21 protein-coding genes are annotated in these 17,186 nt (G+C 42.8%); 13 read left to right on the top strand and 8 right to left on the bottom strand.

The window, feature by feature from the left end:
• Positions 1-357 precede the first annotated feature (357 nt).
• Complete coding sequence (locus tag PLL47_RS12725; protein ID WP_324446647.1) at positions 358-1,386, top strand: isocitrate/isopropylmalate dehydrogenase family protein; 1,029 nt, start codon at positions 358-360, stop codon at positions 1,384-1,386.
• A gap of 191 nt (positions 1,387-1,577) precedes the next feature.
• Here the strand turns inward: PLL47_RS12725 and PLL47_RS12720 are convergent, their stop codons facing one another.
• Complete coding sequence (locus PLL47_RS12720; RefSeq protein ID WP_324446645.1) at positions 1,578-2,900, bottom strand: hydroxymethylglutaryl-CoA lyase-like TIM-barrel protein; 1,323 nt, start codon at positions 2,898-2,900, stop codon at positions 1,578-1,580.
• 799 nt (positions 2,901-3,699) lie between these two features.
• Here PLL47_RS12720 and cbiT point away from each other — a divergent pair.
• The 8 genes from cbiT (at position 3,700) to PLL47_RS12680 (ending at position 8,973) form a co-directional block, all read left to right on the top strand.
• Positions 3,700-4,254 carry a precorrin-6Y C5,15-methyltransferase (decarboxylating) subunit CbiT gene (gene cbiT / locus PLL47_RS12715; protein WP_324446644.1) on the top strand — a complete coding sequence of 185 codons (555 nt, stop codon included), beginning with the start codon at positions 3,700-3,702 and terminating at the stop codon, positions 4,252-4,254.
• 87 nt (positions 4,255-4,341) lie between these two features.
• Complete coding sequence (locus tag PLL47_RS12710; protein ID WP_324446642.1) at positions 4,342-4,950, top strand: cobalt-factor II C(20)-methyltransferase; 609 nt, start codon at positions 4,342-4,344, stop codon at positions 4,948-4,950.
• A gap of 17 nt (positions 4,951-4,967) precedes the next feature.
• The gene (locus PLL47_RS12705; protein WP_324446640.1) at positions 4,968-5,696 is read left to right on the top strand and encodes a cobalt-precorrin-4/precorrin-4 C(11)-methyltransferase; all 729 of its coding nucleotides are present in this window, start codon (positions 4,968-4,970) and stop codon (positions 5,694-5,696) included.
• Between the two features lie 23 nt (positions 5,697-5,719).
• Entirely contained in the window at positions 5,720-6,235 is a 516-nt protein-coding gene (locus PLL47_RS12700) for a cobalamin biosynthesis protein CbiG (protein ID WP_324446651.1), read from the top strand.
• A 77-nt stretch (positions 6,236-6,312) separates the two neighbouring features.
• The gene (locus PLL47_RS12695; protein WP_324446638.1) at positions 6,313-6,666 is read left to right on the top strand and encodes a cobalamin biosynthesis protein; all 354 of its coding nucleotides are present in this window, start codon (positions 6,313-6,315) and stop codon (positions 6,664-6,666) included.
• Positions 6,635-7,432, top strand: a complete 798-nt coding sequence (cobJ, locus tag PLL47_RS12690) for a precorrin-3B C(17)-methyltransferase (RefSeq protein WP_324446636.1) — start codon at positions 6,635-6,637, stop codon at positions 7,430-7,432. The genes PLL47_RS12695 and cobJ overlap by 32 nt, the downstream gene beginning before the upstream one ends.
• Positions 7,422-8,153 (top strand): precorrin-8X methylmutase, encoded by a 732-nt coding sequence (locus PLL47_RS12685; protein ID WP_324446634.1) that lies wholly within the window; start codon positions 7,422-7,424, stop codon positions 8,151-8,153. Before cobJ ends, PLL47_RS12685 begins: the two co-directional genes overlap by 11 nt.
• A gap of 220 nt (positions 8,154-8,373) precedes the next feature.
• Complete coding sequence (locus tag PLL47_RS12680; protein ID WP_324446633.1) at positions 8,374-8,973, top strand: hypothetical protein; 600 nt, start codon at positions 8,374-8,376, stop codon at positions 8,971-8,973.
• Positions 8,974-9,219: 246 nt separating this feature from the next.
• Here the strand turns inward: PLL47_RS12680 and PLL47_RS12675 are convergent, their stop codons facing one another.
• The 4 genes from PLL47_RS12675 to PLL47_RS12660 all read right to left on the bottom strand — a co-directional run bounded on the left by PLL47_RS12675 (position 9,220) and on the right by PLL47_RS12660 (position 12,073).
• On the bottom strand, positions 9,220-9,870 hold the full coding sequence (locus PLL47_RS12675) for a cytochrome c biogenesis CcdA family protein (RefSeq protein ID WP_324446631.1): 651 nt from the start codon (positions 9,868-9,870) through the stop codon (positions 9,220-9,222).
• A 121-nt stretch (positions 9,871-9,991) separates the two neighbouring features.
• A complete protein-coding gene (locus PLL47_RS12670) occupies positions 9,992-10,495 on the bottom strand; it encodes a thioredoxin family protein (protein WP_324446629.1) in 504 nt (167 codons plus the stop codon).
• A 333-nt stretch (positions 10,496-10,828) separates the two neighbouring features.
• Positions 10,829-11,671, bottom strand: coding sequence for a P-loop NTPase (locus tag PLL47_RS12665; RefSeq protein ID WP_324446627.1), 843 nt, complete (start codon positions 11,669-11,671; stop codon positions 10,829-10,831).
• Positions 11,672-11,734: 63 nt separating this feature from the next.
• Positions 11,735-12,073, bottom strand: a complete 339-nt coding sequence (locus PLL47_RS12660) for a DUF134 domain-containing protein (protein WP_324446625.1) — start codon at positions 12,071-12,073, stop codon at positions 11,735-11,737.
• Between the two features lie 162 nt (positions 12,074-12,235).
• Between PLL47_RS12660 and PLL47_RS12655 the strand changes: the two genes are divergently transcribed.
• The 3 genes from PLL47_RS12655 (at position 12,236) to PLL47_RS12645 (ending at position 13,932) form a co-directional block, all read left to right on the top strand.
• Complete coding sequence (locus tag PLL47_RS12655; protein ID WP_324446623.1) at positions 12,236-12,619, top strand: NifB/NifX family molybdenum-iron cluster-binding protein; 384 nt, start codon at positions 12,236-12,238, stop codon at positions 12,617-12,619.
• A 279-nt stretch (positions 12,620-12,898) separates the two neighbouring features.
• The gene (locus PLL47_RS12650; protein WP_324446621.1) at positions 12,899-13,432 is read left to right on the top strand and encodes a DUF1847 domain-containing protein; all 534 of its coding nucleotides are present in this window, start codon (positions 12,899-12,901) and stop codon (positions 13,430-13,432) included.
• Positions 13,433-13,479: 47 nt separating this feature from the next.
• Positions 13,480-13,932, top strand: coding sequence for a DUF1284 domain-containing protein (locus PLL47_RS12645; protein ID WP_324446619.1), 453 nt, complete (start codon positions 13,480-13,482; stop codon positions 13,930-13,932).
• A 48-nt stretch (positions 13,933-13,980) separates the two neighbouring features.
• Here the strand turns inward: PLL47_RS12645 and hdrB are convergent, their stop codons facing one another.
• From hdrB to npdG, 3 genes are all read right to left on the bottom strand, one after another.
• Positions 13,981-14,883, bottom strand: a complete 903-nt coding sequence (gene hdrB, locus PLL47_RS12640) for a CoB--CoM heterodisulfide reductase subunit B (RefSeq protein WP_324446649.1) — start codon at positions 14,881-14,883, stop codon at positions 13,981-13,983.
• A 13-nt stretch (positions 14,884-14,896) separates the two neighbouring features.
• Entirely contained in the window at positions 14,897-15,382 is a 486-nt protein-coding gene (gene hdrC, locus PLL47_RS12635; RefSeq protein ID WP_324446617.1) for a CoB--CoM heterodisulfide reductase subunit C, read from the bottom strand.
• Positions 15,383-15,868: 486 nt separating this feature from the next.
• Positions 15,869-16,576: an NADPH-dependent F420 reductase gene (gene npdG / locus PLL47_RS12630; RefSeq protein WP_324446615.1), complete on the bottom strand. Its 708-nt coding sequence runs from the start codon at positions 16,574-16,576 to the stop codon at positions 15,869-15,871.
• 376 nt (positions 16,577-16,952) lie between these two features.
• Here npdG and PLL47_RS12625 point away from each other — a divergent pair.
• Positions 16,953-17,186 (top strand): hypothetical protein (locus PLL47_RS12625; RefSeq protein WP_324446613.1); only part of this gene is annotated, 234 nt, incomplete at its 3' end.

Genomic DNA, 17,186 nt, shown 5'->3' with positions numbered 1-17,186 from the left:
AAAAAGAAATTATGGAAAAATTGAATTTATGCGCTTAAAAAAGCGGAAGTTAGGATTAATACCAATTCTATTAGAGTACGATTAATACCAATTCTATTAGAGTACGATGAATACCAATTCTATCAGGTATGAAGGAAGGGTTATATTCTGTAATCCCATATTTAATTCAGGGGATCCAATACATATTTCCATGAAATATTACTCTATATTATTACCCAAAAGTTGAAATATGAGCCTTACATTGAGTAGGCGGCAAGGTTCAATTTATACTTACCAAATTCTTAGAAAAGTTCCCCCTTTTTTAACTTTTCATCGCTACGGTTCTTTTAACACGAACCCTATAAATCTGGTGATAACATGACTAAAACCGCAGCAGTAATCAAAGGTGACGGGGTAGGCCCCGAACTCGTGGACGCAATGCTTAAAGTTGCAGACGCCGCTGGCACTGATGTTGAATTCGTAATGTGTGAAGCTGGAGCCGGCTGGTGGGAGAAGCACGGAGGTAATTCCCTTGTCCCTGATGAAACCTGGCAGATTCTTGACAGCTCAGACGCCTGTTTCAAGGGTCCTACAACCACTCCCGGCGGAATCGGTTCCCCCAGAAGTGTGGCTGTATCCATCAGGAGAAAATACGACCTCTATGCCAATGTCAGGCCAATAAAGACTTTCCCCAACTCAAGTGCACCTCTCGGAGATGTCGAAATGGTCTGTGTGCGTGAAGGTACAGAAGGTCTCTACATCGGAGAGGAAATTCAGCTCACAGACGATGTATCCATTGCAATCCGAAAGATTACCCGCACTGCATCCAGCAAAATTGCACGTTACGCTTTTGAAGAAGCAAAAAGGAGAGGCTATGATGCTGTTGTGCCCATCCATAAAAGCAATATCCTGAAATTGACCTGCGGCTCTTTCTTGGAAGAAGTCGATAAGGTTTCACAGGACTACCCTAACATCGAGGTCTGGCCCTATCATATTGATAACATTGCCCAGCAGCTTATCAAGAACCCCCAGATATTCAACAAAAAGGTCCTCCTGTCCACCAACCTCTTCATGGATGTAATCAGCGAGGAATGTTCAGCTCTTGTCGGCAGTATCGGGCTCATCTACTCCGCAAATATCGGCGACAACTTTGCAATGTTTGAACCCGCTCACGGTTCAGCCCCCAAGTATGCTGGTCTGGACAAGGTAAACCCTGTTGCAACTGTACTTGCAGGTGCCTGGATGCTGGACTACCTTGGAGAAAAGGAAAAATCCGAAGCAATCTTTAATGCCACTGAGCGTGTGATTTCCGAAGGCAAATACGTAACTTACGACCTCGGAGGCAATGCAAAGCTCAGCCAGATGACAGATGAGATTGCAAAATACACGGCAGAAATTCTGAAGTAAGGATTCCTGAAATATGATTTGATTTGAAAATTCGAATATTATGGATTTGAAAACCTTTACAGGACAGAAAGAATAAGTGGTAAATGAATAATAAGATATTAATTTGCATAAGGTTTAATATGGCTGATATAAGGTCTGAAAAACCTTATACCACTTAATCTAATGTCTCTTTTGCTTCTTCTTTTGTAGTTTTATTCTTTTTCTTCTACCGTTTCCTGGATTTTTCCTTTGCTTTTAAGTTTTCCTCTTCCTGTATGTGCCGGGTCACAGATTGGCTGGTAGAGGAAATACTTCTCAACGTAAGCAAGAAGCTCCTCATCCGAGATGCAGGAAACCCTCTCTTCCTTGTCGTAGAGCTTCTGGATCTCTTTCTGGATCTTAAGCAGTCTCTTATCATCTTTTTCAACGATGGTTTCGACATCAAGGAGGTTATTTAATGTCTCCTGAACCTTGTAACGAATTACTTCAAGGCCTGAAGAATCACCTATGAGGAGAAGCCTGGTGCCTCCTACCAGTTCAGGAGGATATGGCTCATAGTTAAAGGGATTTTTCAGGACGCCTGCGGCGTGAATGCCGGATTCATGGGCAAAGATATTTTTCCCGACAACAGCTTTGTTTCTCGGGACTCTGAGTCCGAGCTCTTTTTCCATGAATTCTGCAAAACGGGTTACAGGCTCAAGGTTATACTTATCAAAACCTTCAACCCTGTCTGCCAGGAAGAGCAGGATTTTTTCCATTTCGCTGTTTCCTGCGCGTTCCCCTATGCCCAGGAAGGTCACACTTGTCCAGTTGGCTCCGTGCCAGAAACCTGCAATCGAACTTGCTGACCCGAATCCGTAGTCGTCATGGATATGGGTTTCTATATTTTTGACTCCAATCTCCTTTTTGAGGTGCTGGATTATTTTCGGAATTCCGTACGGCTCGTCTATATTCATGAACGGCATTCCATACCCTACGGTATCGCAGACCCTTATTATGCAGTCGGGATCGATTTCCATTATCCTTTTTACAAGGGGGAAAACAAAACCGTAATTGTCAGCTCTTGTCATGTCTTCCAGATGAGCCCTTGTGCGGAGTCCGTGATCCACTGCATACTGAAGAGCGTCAAGATATTTCTCTTCAGCTTCCTCCCTGCCTGAAAGCCTCATCTTGGAATGAATGTGCGTATCCGAAACTGACATCAGAATTCCGGTTTCTTCAAGCCCGTCTACTTCCAGAATTTTATCTATGTCCGCCCTTGAAGCCCTTGCCCATCCCGTAATTTCAGGGCACTCGTATCCCCTGTCGAACATAAGCTCAACAGCATCTCTGTCTCTTTTGTTGAATACAAATGCTTCAAGTTTCTCAATCCCTATCTCGTGCAGGTATTCGTAAATTTGAACTTTGTGTTCTCTGCTCAGGACTATTCCCGGCATCTGTGAGCCGTCGCGGATTGTGCTGTCACTTATGAACACCTCGTTTCCATAAGGCAGCTTTAGTTTGGGCAGGTCCTCATATGATTCATAAATTTTCATATATTTGTCTCCTATCTGTCCAGGCGGCAGGCCCTGCATTGAGGGAGTGGGCTTAGACTGCTGGGTTTTTACTGTCAAAAGATGCTGTTATGTATACAGATCAGAAAATCAGATGTTAAACCGAAGACGATCGTCTTCTTATCTAAAAAATTTAGTTCAGGGGGCTCTCTATTGTTTTACTTCACGGGAGTTTTAACCCTTTTCAAAAAGACATTTTATCGGGGTTACTGGAATCTTCATTATCATATGGCTGTTATGGTTAAAATCTCTTTCTTTCAAAACCTCTAATCTTCTTAAACCCATAATTATAAAAATGTTCTGAAGGTATACTATTTATATGAAAATTTCTATTTCCTTTATACCTTAAATCTTTTCCCAGTTTCATTTGAATAATATTTGTTTAAAAATATCCATTAAAAAATACTCATCTGGCTTTCGAGAGAGGTAACCTTTAATTTTTGAAGAATGATATTTAAGGTTCGGCTTACATGTGGTTCAAACTTTTTTATCAGTTTTTTCTCTCTTCTGACCAGGATCCAATAAAGTTTACTTTCCTTTACTTCCCTTCTTGCTGATAATAAGGTATATCTATAGCAAGTTATATTTATAATCGGGCAGATCTGAAATATTTGATTTATAAAAGTTCCTCTATATGCATATGTATACAGCCTGCATCTGATTATAATCGAATCTTGCCGGCTCTAATTGATGCATCGGAATTTAATATAATTTCCATTTATATTACCATATATTTGATTTGCTTTCAATATATTTGCTTTAATTTTTCCCGAGGTAGAACATGTCCGAAATAGTAAGTGTCAGTGGCGGTCCGACTAAACCGGAGATAATTGCGGTATCCCTTTCCAAACTCGGACTTAAGGACGGGGACAGGTTTGCAGATGTAGGTTGCGGTACGGGTTCTGTCTCTATTGAAGCATCCCGGATTGCCCGTAACCTGACTATCTATGCAATCGATGCCCGTAATGAAGCCCTTCTTGCCACGGAGACAAACTTTAAGAATTTCAAGATCGAGAACGCCAGGATTTTAGCCGGTGAAGCTTCAGATCTCCTTGGCTCCGGAGGGCCAGTTGATTCAATAGACTGCGCTTTTGTTGGCGGGACGAAAAACATTGACTCCATTCTTGAGAAGCTTGTCGAAAAAAAAGCCCGGAGCATTGTGGTAAATGCGGTCCGCATCGAAACCGTTGTCAGGACGATTGAGGCTATGAAGAGACTGGGGATTTTTGATGAGGTTGTCCATGTGGCAGTATCGAGAAGTGCCCCGATTGCCGGAGAGACCATGTTCAAACCAGAAAACCCGGTGTATATTGTTGTTGGAAAAAGACAGTCCTGAAATTGCCTTTTAATCAAACCAGGTTAAATCACCATCAAGTTAATCAAATTATGCTTGTATCTACCTGTAAATTTATGGAGCGATAATATGTTAATAGGAGTAGGACTTGGTCCCGGAGACCCCCAGCTTTTGACCCTCAAAGCAGTGGAAGTTTTGAAAAACAGTGATAAGGTATATGTCCCAGGACGCCTGGCAAAAGACCTTGTGGCTCCCTATGCGGATGCTGAAATCCTTGAGTTCCCCATGATAAGGGACATTGAAGTCCTGAACTCTTTCTGGAAAGAGAATGCAGACCGTATTGCAGATGAGGCAAGAAAAGGGACAGTGGCTTTCGGGCTTATAGGCGACCCCAACTTTTTCTCTACGTTCACTCACCTGAAAAAGGTCATGCGCAGGCACTATCCTGATGTTGAGACTGCAACAGTTCCGGGAATAAGTTCCATCACGTCTTTTGCTGCAAGGACCGATGTGGCGGTCGAGAGCTCCTTTGAGGTAAGCGACGGCTCTGATATCGGGTATATTATCCACCTTAAAGCCACACAGCCGAGAAAGATCATGGAGCAGCTCGAAGCCGAAGGGTACAGGGAGTTTATTTTTGCAGAAAAACTCTTCTCGGACAGTGAACAGATTATCAGCAAAAAAGAAGAAATCCCGGAAAAGGGGAATTATTTCAGCATCATTTACGGTAAAAAATAAGCAAAGGGAATGGTCAGATGGAAAGAAAAGTTTATTTTGTAGGTGCAGGCCCCGGAAACCCCAAACTGATTACCGTTTTGGGGCGTGAAATGCTTGAGAAAGCAGACCTTGTTATGTATGCGGGCTCCCTGGTAAACCCCGAAGTCCTTAATTATACAAAAGGAGAGACAGTGGACAGTTACGGGCTTACTCTTGATGAGACCACTAAAATAATTGCCGATGCCGTGGATGCAGGAAAGTTCGTAGTAAGGCTCCACAGCGGAGACCCCTCTCTTTACGGGTCTGTTATAGAACAGATGGAAGAGCTGAGAAAATACGACATAGAAGTCGAAAGGGTTGCTGGCGTCTCGTCTGTTTTTGCAAGCGCAGCTGCTCTTGGAACCCAGCTTACTCTCAACGGCGTTTCTGATACTCTCATCATTACCCGCCCTGCTGGAAAGACCCTGGAAAAAGACCTTATCCCCGAGCTTTCTGCTTATAATACCACAATGGCAATCTTCCTTGGCACCCAGAAGATCAGGGAAATTATGGAGAAAGTCCGCTGCCCGAAAGATACTCCTGTCGCGGTTGTTTTCCATGCATCCTGGGAAGATGAAGAAGTCATCACCGGGACTGTTGAAGACATTGCAGACAAAGTCAAAGATGCCGGAATTCAACGCTCTGCAATGATTATCATCGGCGGGGTTGTTGACCCTAAAAACTACAGGAGGTCCTACCTATACGGAGTGGCCCAGGAACCGCTGTAATTACCTTTGAAAGGAACAGGGAAATTGCATCAAAAATAGCAGAGCATCTTGAAGCTGACCTTCTCCTCTACGAAAAAGGCATCTTCAGGAAAGCCTTTGAAAATTACGGGGCAATCGTTGCAGTCTTTGCTACAGGTATTGTGGTAAGGGATATTGCCCCTCTTCTCGACAACAAATGGTCAGACCCTGCAGTGGTTGTTGTGGATTCAAATCTCAATTTCGCAATTCCTCTCCTTGGAGGACACCACGGTGCAAACGAGGTTGCCCGAAAAATTGCGGAGTTAGGAGCAGTTCCCGTACTCACGACAGCTACTGAGGTTCACGGCAAACCCTCTGTTGAGGGCATAGCCGACAGGTTAGGCTGCGATGTATTCAATAAACAATCCACAATAGCTGTAAACTGTGCCCTCCTTGACCAGAATGTAGAAGTTCTCGAGGTTAAGGGGCCAAGAATTGTTGTTGTGGACGATGATGTTTCCGTGCTTGTGAGGAAGAAGCAGGCTGAAGCAAAGGATGACAGTGCCGGAAACAGCCAATAATTAACACTGATTATCAGCGCTAACAAGCCGATTAAATACGAAACTGCATAAAAAAAGTAGTGGATAAAAGATTACTGATGATTCTCGGAATCGGAACCCGCAGGGGCATTACAAAAGAAGAAGTCATTGAAGCCGTAAAACAGGCACTTGATGAATGCGGCCTGAGTCTCCAGGAGATTACGGCTTTTGCCTCTGCGAAACTCAAAGAAAATGAGCGAGGTCTGCTGGAAGCAGGTGAATTGCTTGGCATTCCGGTGAGATTTTTACCGGATGAGGTGCTGAACAGCTACAACCCTCCTTCATCCTCCCAGGCTTCGCGCTTCGGGTTAAAAGGGGTTGCAGAGCCTGCAGCACTGGCACTCTCGGAAAAACATGAATTGATTTGCAGGAAGAAAGTCTATGGCAGAGTCACAATCGCAATCGCAAGATAAGGCATCCGGAAAACTCTACGTTGTGGGAATAGGACCGGGCTCCGTGGAACAGTTAACCCTAAAAGCCCGGGATGTAATCCTCAATGCCGACTACGTTCTCGGAAACAGTACCTACCTTGATCAGATGGAAAGTCTTCTCGGCACTCAGGAGATAATCCGGAGTTATATGGGAAAAGAAGTTGATAGAGCCCGTAAAGCTGTGGAACTTGCAAAATCCGCAAATGTGGTCATGATCAGCGGGGGAGATACCAACGTTTACGGTATGGCAGGCATCGTGCTGGAAGTTGCTGAGCACGAGAACCTTGATGTGGATATTGAAATACTTCCCGGGGTCACAGCAATTCTTGCCGGGGCAAGCATCCTCGGTGCACCTGTAGTAACGGATTTTGCGGTTATCAGTTTAAGCGACCTATTAACTCCCTGGGAAGTTATCGAAAAAAGGCTTAATATGGCTGCAGACGCCGATTTTGTAATAGGTCTCTACAACCCAAAGAGCCGCAAGAGAAAGTCCAACTTTGCAAGAGCTATTGAAATCATCCGCAAGTATAAGGCTGATTCCGTGCCTGTGGGGCTTGTCAAGAACGCCATGAGAGGCGAAGACGAGGACCAGATCGTGACGACCCTTGGAGAAGTTATGAATTATGAGGACTGGGTGGACATGAGCACCGCCATTCTTGTAGGCAATGGGGAGTCCAGGATCTGGAAATCTCCGAAAAAGGATATGATAATAACTCCCAGGGGGTATCATAAGAAATATGACTACTGAACAAAAAGCGAATACAAACGCAGGGAATCTTGAAAACCTCGAAGAGTTTACCGAGCTTACCGTGGAAGTAGACCCGGAACTTGTAAAGATCTGTGATGACTCCGGGGCAAGGACTGAAGAAGCGAAAGCCATCTACATGAAAAGCCGGACAATGATCCGGGAGATTGTTGGGAATTCTACCCCTGAAGACCGTTTCCGCCAGCGCTGCGTAATTGCAACCGGAGACCTTTCGGTTGCCGACATTATGCGTTTTACGAACGACCCCATACCTGCCGGTGTTGAAGCAATTAAAAAAGGTGCTCCTATTTTTGTGGACATCAACATGGTGAAAGCCGGGATCACAAAAGCCGGGCACAAATCTGAAATCATCTGCGTGCTTGACGAAGACCCTGATGCTAAAATCGCTAATAAGTACGGGATCACCAGGACGTCCGCAGGTTTCCTGGCGGCAAGGGAAAAACTTGATGGGAGCATTATAGCAATCGGGAACGCTCCTTCTGCCCTCATCATGGTCTGCAAGCTTATTGAAAAAGGAGTAAGACCTGCTCTTATAATTGGTCTTCCTGTTGGTTTTGTAAATGCAGCCGAATCCAGGGAAATGGTCAGGAACCTGAAAATCCCGATTCCCTCAATCAGCTGTGTAGGGACCAGGGGAGGAACTCCGATGGCTGTTGCCTGCGTAAACGAGCTTGTAGCAATTGCAAAAGAAAGTGAGGAATAATCCCCTTTCTTTTTAATCCTGATTTAACTCTTTTTTATTTTCTAAATTATTTTACAAATTGTATTATTCTTCGTAAATATTATCGCACAGTCTTTTATACTAGGACATCTAATCTAGAATTGATCCAAGAATAATTAAGTGGGGTCATATATGTGCAAATAGATGTTTCAAAAATTAACTTTGCACATATAATCCAGTATCAGGGAATCTGAGGAATAATATGAGGAAATCACACACAATAATATTTGCACTCATAGCTTTGCTTTCAATGACTATGAGCGTACAGGCGCTGGAATCTAAAGAAATAGTACGACAGAATGGTGCATATGCATCTGCAGACTGGGTTGAAACAAATGATGGTGTAACTACCTATACCTGTCTCTCTGTAACGGAAACTAATGACGGGACAGATATTTACGTTTCAATGTGGACGTATGATGAGGTGACAGGCGACTCGTCCGATAAGTACGGGTACATGTTTACAGAGGATGATGTTTTCAGTATAGACAAAAAACTTAACTCTGCAAGCCTGTCCGAAGTTGAGATTATGGTTGATGAATGGTACTACAACGAAATGGGAGAATATACTTACGAAACCGGTACTATGACCGTTGGGGCAGATTGGATCGGTATAGGGGATACTTCCAGGGGCAGCTACAAGTCTGTTTCAAGAGATGGAGAATATGTATTCAGGAGCACTGAAAACTCGCTTTTCAGAGAAGCTACAGTTACAGGGCTAATAGACGGTATTAATCTTGGGTCACAGTCCTCTGCAAGCCTTGTCAAGTTTAAAACTGCTTCTATGAACATGAAAAAATGAGTCCGCCTTCAATTGTTAAGAAGATTGAAAACCTCTAAAAAACCCAATTGTGTGCAAAGCTTTATGCTTAACTTCTCTAATTCAAGAGTCTTAAAAACCCTTTTATTAGCATGAGAGTACGTGATTATTTGTTTATCATGTACTCTCCCCTTCCTTTTTTCTATTTTTTCTCCAAAAAACAAATTAAGTAAATTCGCTGCTGTTATGCCCCTTATTTGCATTTAAACTCGCAATAATTCTAAAAAATTAGAACAGCCACCAGAAATGATTCTGGCGAACCATCCAGAGCCCAACAAGTAGAACCACTACTCCGGCTCCCTTCTTGAGTGCTGCATCGTACTTTGATATAAGTTTTATTTTTGAAGTGGAGAGGTGGGCAGAGTATGCAAGCAGCAGCATAGGCACTGCAAAACCTGCAGAGTAAATAAGAAGGGTTAGTGCACCGCTAGAAGTACTTCCTTCCAGAGCTACCATTGTCAGGATTGAGGCAAGGATCGGTCCCACACAGGGGATCCACAGCACTCCAAGAGAAAGTCCTAACAGAAGGCCAGAAATCAGGCTTTCGTCTCTCATTCCTGCAAGAAGGGGGAATTTTGCAAAGGCATTAAACAGGCTGATTTCAAAGATCATTGCAAGCCCCATTGCAATAATTAATATTTCTGCCAGGATTTTAAGCTGGCCTGTGTATGCCTGAAAAGCTGCTCCAAAGGCGGAGGTCACAATTCCCATAAGGGTAAAAGATATGGATACACCAAGTACTATAGCAAGAGGCCTTAACTTTCCTTTTCCTGTCGAACTGGCCAGAACTGCAGGAAGAAGTGGCAGGATGCATGGAGACAGGATACTGAGAACTCCTGCACCGAATGCAACCACGGGGGAAATCGCTTCATAAGACATGGTTCTGGTTTGACGTTTTACCGTTTAGTTGTAATTCCGTTTTTAGTTTAACTCATTCAAAGACTTTAATTTTCAGCCGATGAAGGAAGTTCTAAATTCCTTTTTCCTGGTATCTGCTTTTTTACTCTGTACTCATGTTTTCATAGTAAAGAATTGCCCTGTCCAGACGTTCTTCATACACCTGACTGTCTTGAAGTCCCAGAATTCTTGCCTGGAACCTGTCTGCAGTAACGCTTCCGTTCTCCTGCATGTAAACGTACTCTCCGTTTTCAAGTCCAACGACCACAAAGGAATCCGGAATATAAGACGTTGCGAAATAAACTGAAAGATTAGGGCTAACATCTATATCTGCAGACATTATTGTGGCTTTTCCGGTGTATTCTGCTGCCAGATCACTCAGGATGGGTTTCATTTGCTGGCAAGGTCCGCACCACTCAGCTCCGACTTTCACAAGGACCGGGCCTTTCTGTACGGACGTGTTAATCTGTTCCAGATCGGTTAAGTTTTCAACAACGCTTACCTGGATTTCCTGAGCATCTGTTGTAGAGTTGTCCACGTTTTCAGTACAACCTGCCGTAAAAAGTACAGCTGCAATCAGGATTAATAATATAATTAATCTATTCATGTTCTCCACATTGATTTTGATTTTGTAGTTCTTCAGGTTTTCTGTATCAGCGATTCACTTCACACTGTTAATTTTGTTTTACTTATCTTAAAATCCTTTTTTCTGCAATAAAATTATTTATCATACACAAATAATTAACTGTAAACAAAGATAAGAATTATTCATTAACTTTTAGATTTAAGGTGTGCGGTAGAGTAAGAAATAAATAACTATATTAGAGACCTGTTTCAGAAATGGAATATCCATAAACAACTCTTAAAAACAGAACTCCTAAAAACAGAACTGGTAATATAAAAAGGAAAAAAGAAAGAGAAAACGAGGATGATTTTCACTTTACTCTTTCTCAAGAGTTTTTTCAACAGCATTTACGACGTTTTCAAAATTCTTCTGCCATTCAGTGCCATGTTTAAGCTGGTCCTGAACGACCGTGCCCTTATCTTCCATTTCCGCTATTCTGGGTTCTATAGGAAGTCTGGCAAGGATAGGAATATTAAAGTCTTTTGAGGCTTTTTCAACGCCTCCGCTTCCGAATACATCTATAGGTTGATTGCAGTGAGGACAGATTAGCCCATGCATATTGTCCACAAGCCCTATTATAGGCACATTCAGTTTTTCCGAAAAAGTGATTGATTTCCGGACACTGATAAGGGCTACGTCCTGAGGAGTTGTAACAAGCACAGAACCGTCACAGTTGGGGATAAGCTGCGCCACGCTCAGGGGCTCATCTCCAGTTCCTGGGGGAAGGTCGATAATCAAAAAGTCAAGAGCTCCCCAGAAGACCTCTTCAAGGAACTGCTTGATTGCTCCCATTTTGGCAGGTCCCCTCCAGATTATGGGTGAATCTTTGTTTTCAAGCAGAAAACCAATAGACATCACTGAAAGGTTAGGGAGCACCTCTATCGGGAGAATTCCTTCTTCACTTACCTCAGGTCTTGCGGACTCCAGCCCGAAGATTGTAGGGACCGTAGGGCCGTGAATATCACAATCAAGAAGACCTACCCTGTGCCCGCGGAGAGCGAGTCCGACAGCGAGATTTGCGGCAACCGTACTTTTCCCTACCCCGCCTTTCCCGCTCATTACCATGATCTTGCGTTTGATGCGCCTGAGGTTTACTACAATTTTTGGTTCCTCGGGCTTTTTCGATAAGCTTTCCAGTGGTTGAACCTTATCTGTCATTTTTATCGCCTGTCTAATATTTCCGCAATTTTTCGGTTTTCCCGGTTTTCATACGTCTCTGTTTCACGAGTCAGCATCTTCGTTAATATCAGCAGTCTCAGCCCTGATATAGTTACCGCCTTTAATTTCTATTGCTTTTCCTGTACTCAGGGCAAGAGCTACTTTAAGTCTGGCGGCTTTTAGATCCTCCCAGAAAGCTCTTCTCGATACTCCTACCCTGACGGCTGCGTCTTCCTGCCTCAAACCTTCCACATCTACAAGTCTCAGAGCCTCAAGCTCTTCTACTGTGAGGGACACCACTTCAAGGTCTGATAGTGGAACTCCCCTGGGCTTGAAATATGTAATATCAGGAGTTTGTTCAACGCGCCTGGGGCATTTTGGTCTTCCTCTGCATTTTTTCATAGGTTACTTATGCACATTGTAGAATAAATATATAACAATTTCTCTTTTCAAATAGTAAGCTATAAATATTTATACACATATGGGAGAAATTATACTTTTTATGTACAAATGAGCAAAAATAATTTCTTGAAATATGTGCGGAAGAAAAGAAGGCGATTTATATTGAAAATATGTATACCCACACGAGATGATAACGGAATTGAAGGACCTGTAGAGCAGCACTTTGGAAAAGCTCCTACCTACACGATAATGGATACAGAGACAGAAGATATCCATGTAATCCCTAACAAAAGTAATCATATGGGTGGAGTAGACTTGCCTCCAGAGTATCTTCACAAAAATGGTGTGGAGGCAATGCTCTGTTCGGGAATAGGGTATAAAGCCCTGAATATGTTTGAGTCATACGGAGTCCAGGTCTTTGTAGGCGCAAAAGGCACAGTAAGAGAAACTTTGGTTGCCTGGGAAAAGGGGCTCCTTAAGAGAGCAACAGTTGAAAATACTTGCGCAGGACATGGAGATGAACTCGGGCATCATCACCAATCCTAAATTCGTTTTTCAGGATTAACGTGTGCATAGCTGCAGACATTGTGAAGTGCATACCTTGCCTGCTCTGAGTATTTCATCTCTGTCACAGGAATTTCAGAGCAGGCAGTTTCCTCCTATTTGTTCGAGATTTTTTTTCTTTTCTCATTGAACTTTTTTAATCCGGTCTGCTCATAATGAGTTCTATCAATACATTTCTTGCTTTTATGGAAATATTTATACATGCAAAGTTTATTTATGATTGTAGTACCTACTCATGTTAAAACCCCGGGGAAATAAAGTGTGCAGTGTGCATTGTGCAGGAATAAAGAATGCCTGATAGGTAAAAACTGCTCTGTTATAAAATCAGGACTTGATTATAACGGCGATAATCTCAAATCAATCCAGATTTCTGCCTGGCTTGAATCGGATCCTGCAAAAAGAACAAAGTTAGAGGAAATTGCAATTTACTCAAAAAGACTTGGGTACAGAAAGATAGGCGTTGCGTTCTGTATTGAACATGAACGAGAAGCCAGGCTGGTCTATGATATTCTTTCAAGGTATTTTGAGGTATTTTCGGTTTGCTGCAAGGTTTGCAGTCTCGAAAAAGAGAGCCTCGGTATCAAAAAAACCGATGATTTAGAATATGAGGCTGCTTGCAATCCTGTAGGGCAGGCGCTTCTCCTTAATGCTGACCGAACTGACCTGAATATTATGCTCGGGCTTAAAACAGGATATGACATATTATTTACAAAATATTCAGAAGCGCCCTCAATATCACTTCCTCTTCTGGAACTTCCTTATTTAGGGGACTCAGAAATTGATTTTATAGAATGAATTCAGATATGGTTTCTAGCCTGTGATGTTTAACCCCGGAGAAATGCATGCCAGAAAAATCCAAACAAAAATTGGAAACCGATTCTAAACACGAATCTGCACCCCTGAAGATAAGGGCTCATCACCTCTGCTGTATCCAGGGATTCCAGGGATACGGGTACAGCCCTGCCTTTGTTGCCAATATGCGGGCTGTTATTTCTGACCTGGAGGCTCTCCCTTCCAGACCTCTCAGGCTTATAACTGAGTGTGATGCAATCTGCATTTCCTGCCCGAGTAAAAGGGAATGCACAATTCAGGAATCTCATCTCTCGCGCAGGATCAGGCAGATGGATCTCGTTGTTCTGGAGAAATTAAGGATAGAAGATGGGACTGTTGTAAATGCAGATGAAGCCTTCAGGCTCATAAATTCAAAGATTAACAATGCTCTGGATATTGAAGATGTCTGTGGAACTTGCAAGTGGAGGCAGAAATGTCTCTGGTACATGCAGGCTGATAAGTAAAAATCTGGCTTAATTCCAGACGTTTACTTTATGCCTTATTTTTGTTATTTACCTTAAGCCCGCACTGATTTCATAGATTTTCGCAAGAAACTCGATGTTCTGGACTGCATTCTGTTCTATTCCAAGCTGGTCCGGGGAAAAGCCAAGGGCAAGTCCAAGTAACTGGGAATAATGCAGGACGGGAATAGAATAATCGGTTCCGAATTTCTCATTGACAGCAATCTGCCCCCTGTCAAACTGAAGGTGGCAGAACGGGCAGGCATTGACTATACAGTCCACTCCTGCTTTACGGATGCAGTCAAGTTTATGTTCAAGCATTTCCAGGGACTCGGCAGCATACCCTGAACGAACTCCTCCTCCTGCTCCGCAGCACATCATTTTGTCAGTGTAATCCACACTTTTTGCGCCGGTGGCTTCAACAAGTTCATCAAAGAATACCGGTGCTTCAGTTTCTCCGAGATTTCTGTCCTTTGAGGGTTTGATCAGGTGGCATCCGTAATGCAGGGCAACTTTCAGGCCAAGAGGAGTTGTAATATAGCCTTTAAGCTTTTCAGGCCCGAATTCCCTGTATAGAAACTCGATTATGTGCCTTACCTCTACTGTTCCCTTAAATTCCATGCCTATTCCTTTGAGGCAGGTGTTTGTACAGGCTTTCATTTCAGGGTCTTTTTTAAGTTCCATATTGGCGTCTGCCAGGGACCCATAGCAGCCGTTGCAAACTGTAAGGACATCTCTTTCCATTCTTTCCGAAAGAACTATGTTTCGGCTGGCAAGGGCAAGCCAGGCTGCTTTGTCAAAAGACTTAAATACTCCGGGGGCAGGGCAGCAGGAGGCTCCTGGAAGATCAGCAGCATCGATTTCAAGCTTCTGCAGGCAGAGTTTAGTTGCTTTCTCAATCCCTGGATAGCGGTTAGGCACAATACAGCCAAGAAATAGCGATAGTTTATTCATCATTTCAGCCTCCTTATTTCCCAGCCACCAGCTCATCGAATTTGCAGATTTTAAGAAGGGTTTTCAGCTCTTCAAGAGCTTCTGGATACTTCTGGACAGTATCAGGTATTGGATCCAGCCCAAGCTCTTCTCTCTTTTTCTTTGTTTCTTCATCAAGGGGAACTGCATGTCCGCACTCAAGTACCATTTCCGAAACACGGCGGTGCTCAGGGCGCATAAATCCTTCTCTGACCGCCAGCCTTCTGAGCTCAAGAAGGGTATCCGTTATAGGTATCCCGCGCGGGCAGCGCTCCTGGCAGGTATAGCAGGTTGTACAGAGCCACAGGCTATCATCTGAAAGAATGGCAGCTCTGTTCTTGCGTGCGTCCCGAATCACTCTTCGGGTATTGAGCCCGGTATGCCGTCCTGAAGGACAGCTTCCTGTGCATGTGCCGCAATGCATACAGGAAAGTACGTCAAGTCCTGAAGCTTTTAACACTTTTAGCAGTTCTTCGCTCATACAGGTTCACTGTCTGGTTTTGATATTAATTCTCACGTTTTAGAAAAAGTAAAGTACTGAAAGAAGGAGGTAGGAACGAAATTCTGTATTTAAAGGCTGAATAATGGACAGAGTTTCTAATTCTCAGGCTGATAATTTATTTCTATCTTACTTCTCAGATAAATTTTCAGTTGAGTTTCTTATCTTGAATTCTTTACTAAAAGAATTCTTTTATTACATGTTCGTATTACTCTTATGGTATTTAACATGAGCTAAATTTATCTGGGATTAAAATCCGGATCAAAACTAATTACGGGTTCTGGCACTCATTTGAAAATCTGTTGAAACAATGAAATTTCCTTAAGGGATGAAACTAACCCGGTTTTATTTTATACCCCAAGTTTATTTATATAACAGGTATCTCCGATAAGCCCCACACCCCGGACCTCTTTTTTCCTGCAGGTTTCTTTTTTATCTGTGTACTTTCGGCTATTTTATCAGAGATTTTCATGAGAAGTTTATTCCGAGATCCTTGAGTCCATTTAATTTTGCGAGGTTAATCAGTAAAGGTGTCAGGGACTCCATAGTTCCTGCCTGCTTGAGGGGTCCTCCGTCAAGGGGCTTCAAGCATCCCATATGCCGTGTAAGTTCCATGACAAATTTCTTTGCTTCTTCGTCGTCGCTGCAAACAAGCGCGTCATGTACTGCCTTGCATTTAACAACATCTTTGAGTTTCCCTGCAGGAATGTTATGGAAAGCTGCAACAACTCTGGTTGACTCCGGAACATTTTTCTGGATTGCAAGGGCTGCAGATCCCTCTGCCGGAGGCCTGTATGCCATAAAGCTTCCTTCTTTTACCATTGGAACTACAGGTGAAATAACAATCTTATTCTCAAGAGTCTCTTTTATTTCCTCAAGAAGAGGAAGAACATGATCAAAACGTATGGTGAGTATTACTACTTCGGCTGCCTTTGCAGCTTCATAGTTGCTCATGCCGGTAATTTTTATTCTGGATGTATCGAACCCGCAGTTTTCTAGCTCAGATAATGCTTTTTTTGCAGCTTCATCTGCAGTTTCCAGTGACCTGGACCCAATAATTATCTCATTTTTAACACCTTCAGGCATAAGATTTTGAAGGGCGAGCCTCAGCACCATTCCTTCTCCTATATTGCCGGTTCCTCCGAGAACAGCTATTTTCAGCTTTTCAGAATTCAATTGAACAAGACCTCCAGTTTGCTATGTCTTTCCATAACATATGTCAGGAAGTTAATATATCTTCTGTCTTCAATCATTTGATTATATTACGAAATGTTCTTTGAAAATTATTTTTATATGTATATCTGTTTTTTTCATTTTGTTATAACTCAACTCACTCAGATGTTATTGATTATTTCTTAATCTATTCAAAGATCTCTGTAAAAATTGATAGAAATATTTATAATGTATTTCGTTATATGTTAAAATAAATTAATTCTGTTACGGTATTGCTTCAGGAATTACTTCACATATACCTGTATCCTGTTTGCAGCCTTGACTTGTCACATAAGCAATATCGGGGGGAGTATGTCTGGGAAACTGCACTGCAAAAATATTGTATCTTTTAACGTTGGCCGCAGTCTTTACAGGCCTTCTTTTTTCTACCAGTTTCGTAGTACATGGGGAGGAAGAATCTGCAGGATTTGAGCAGGGAATTTCTGATTCACCGTTTTTAGAAAATGTTTCATCCAATTCCGGGATACTATGCTCCGGTTCATCTGTTTTGAAACCGGTGAATAGAGAGTCAGGAATAATCCCTGACGAAGGAACAGAAAACGTGCATGATATT

This window comes from Methanosarcina sp., from assembly GCF_035390745.1.
In the GTDB taxonomy this organism is placed as follows: domain Archaea; phylum Halobacteriota; class Methanosarcinia; order Methanosarcinales; family Methanosarcinaceae; genus Methanosarcina.
Note: the sequence above shows the minus strand (reverse complement) of the source record. Positions and strands in the feature narration are given on the sequence as shown.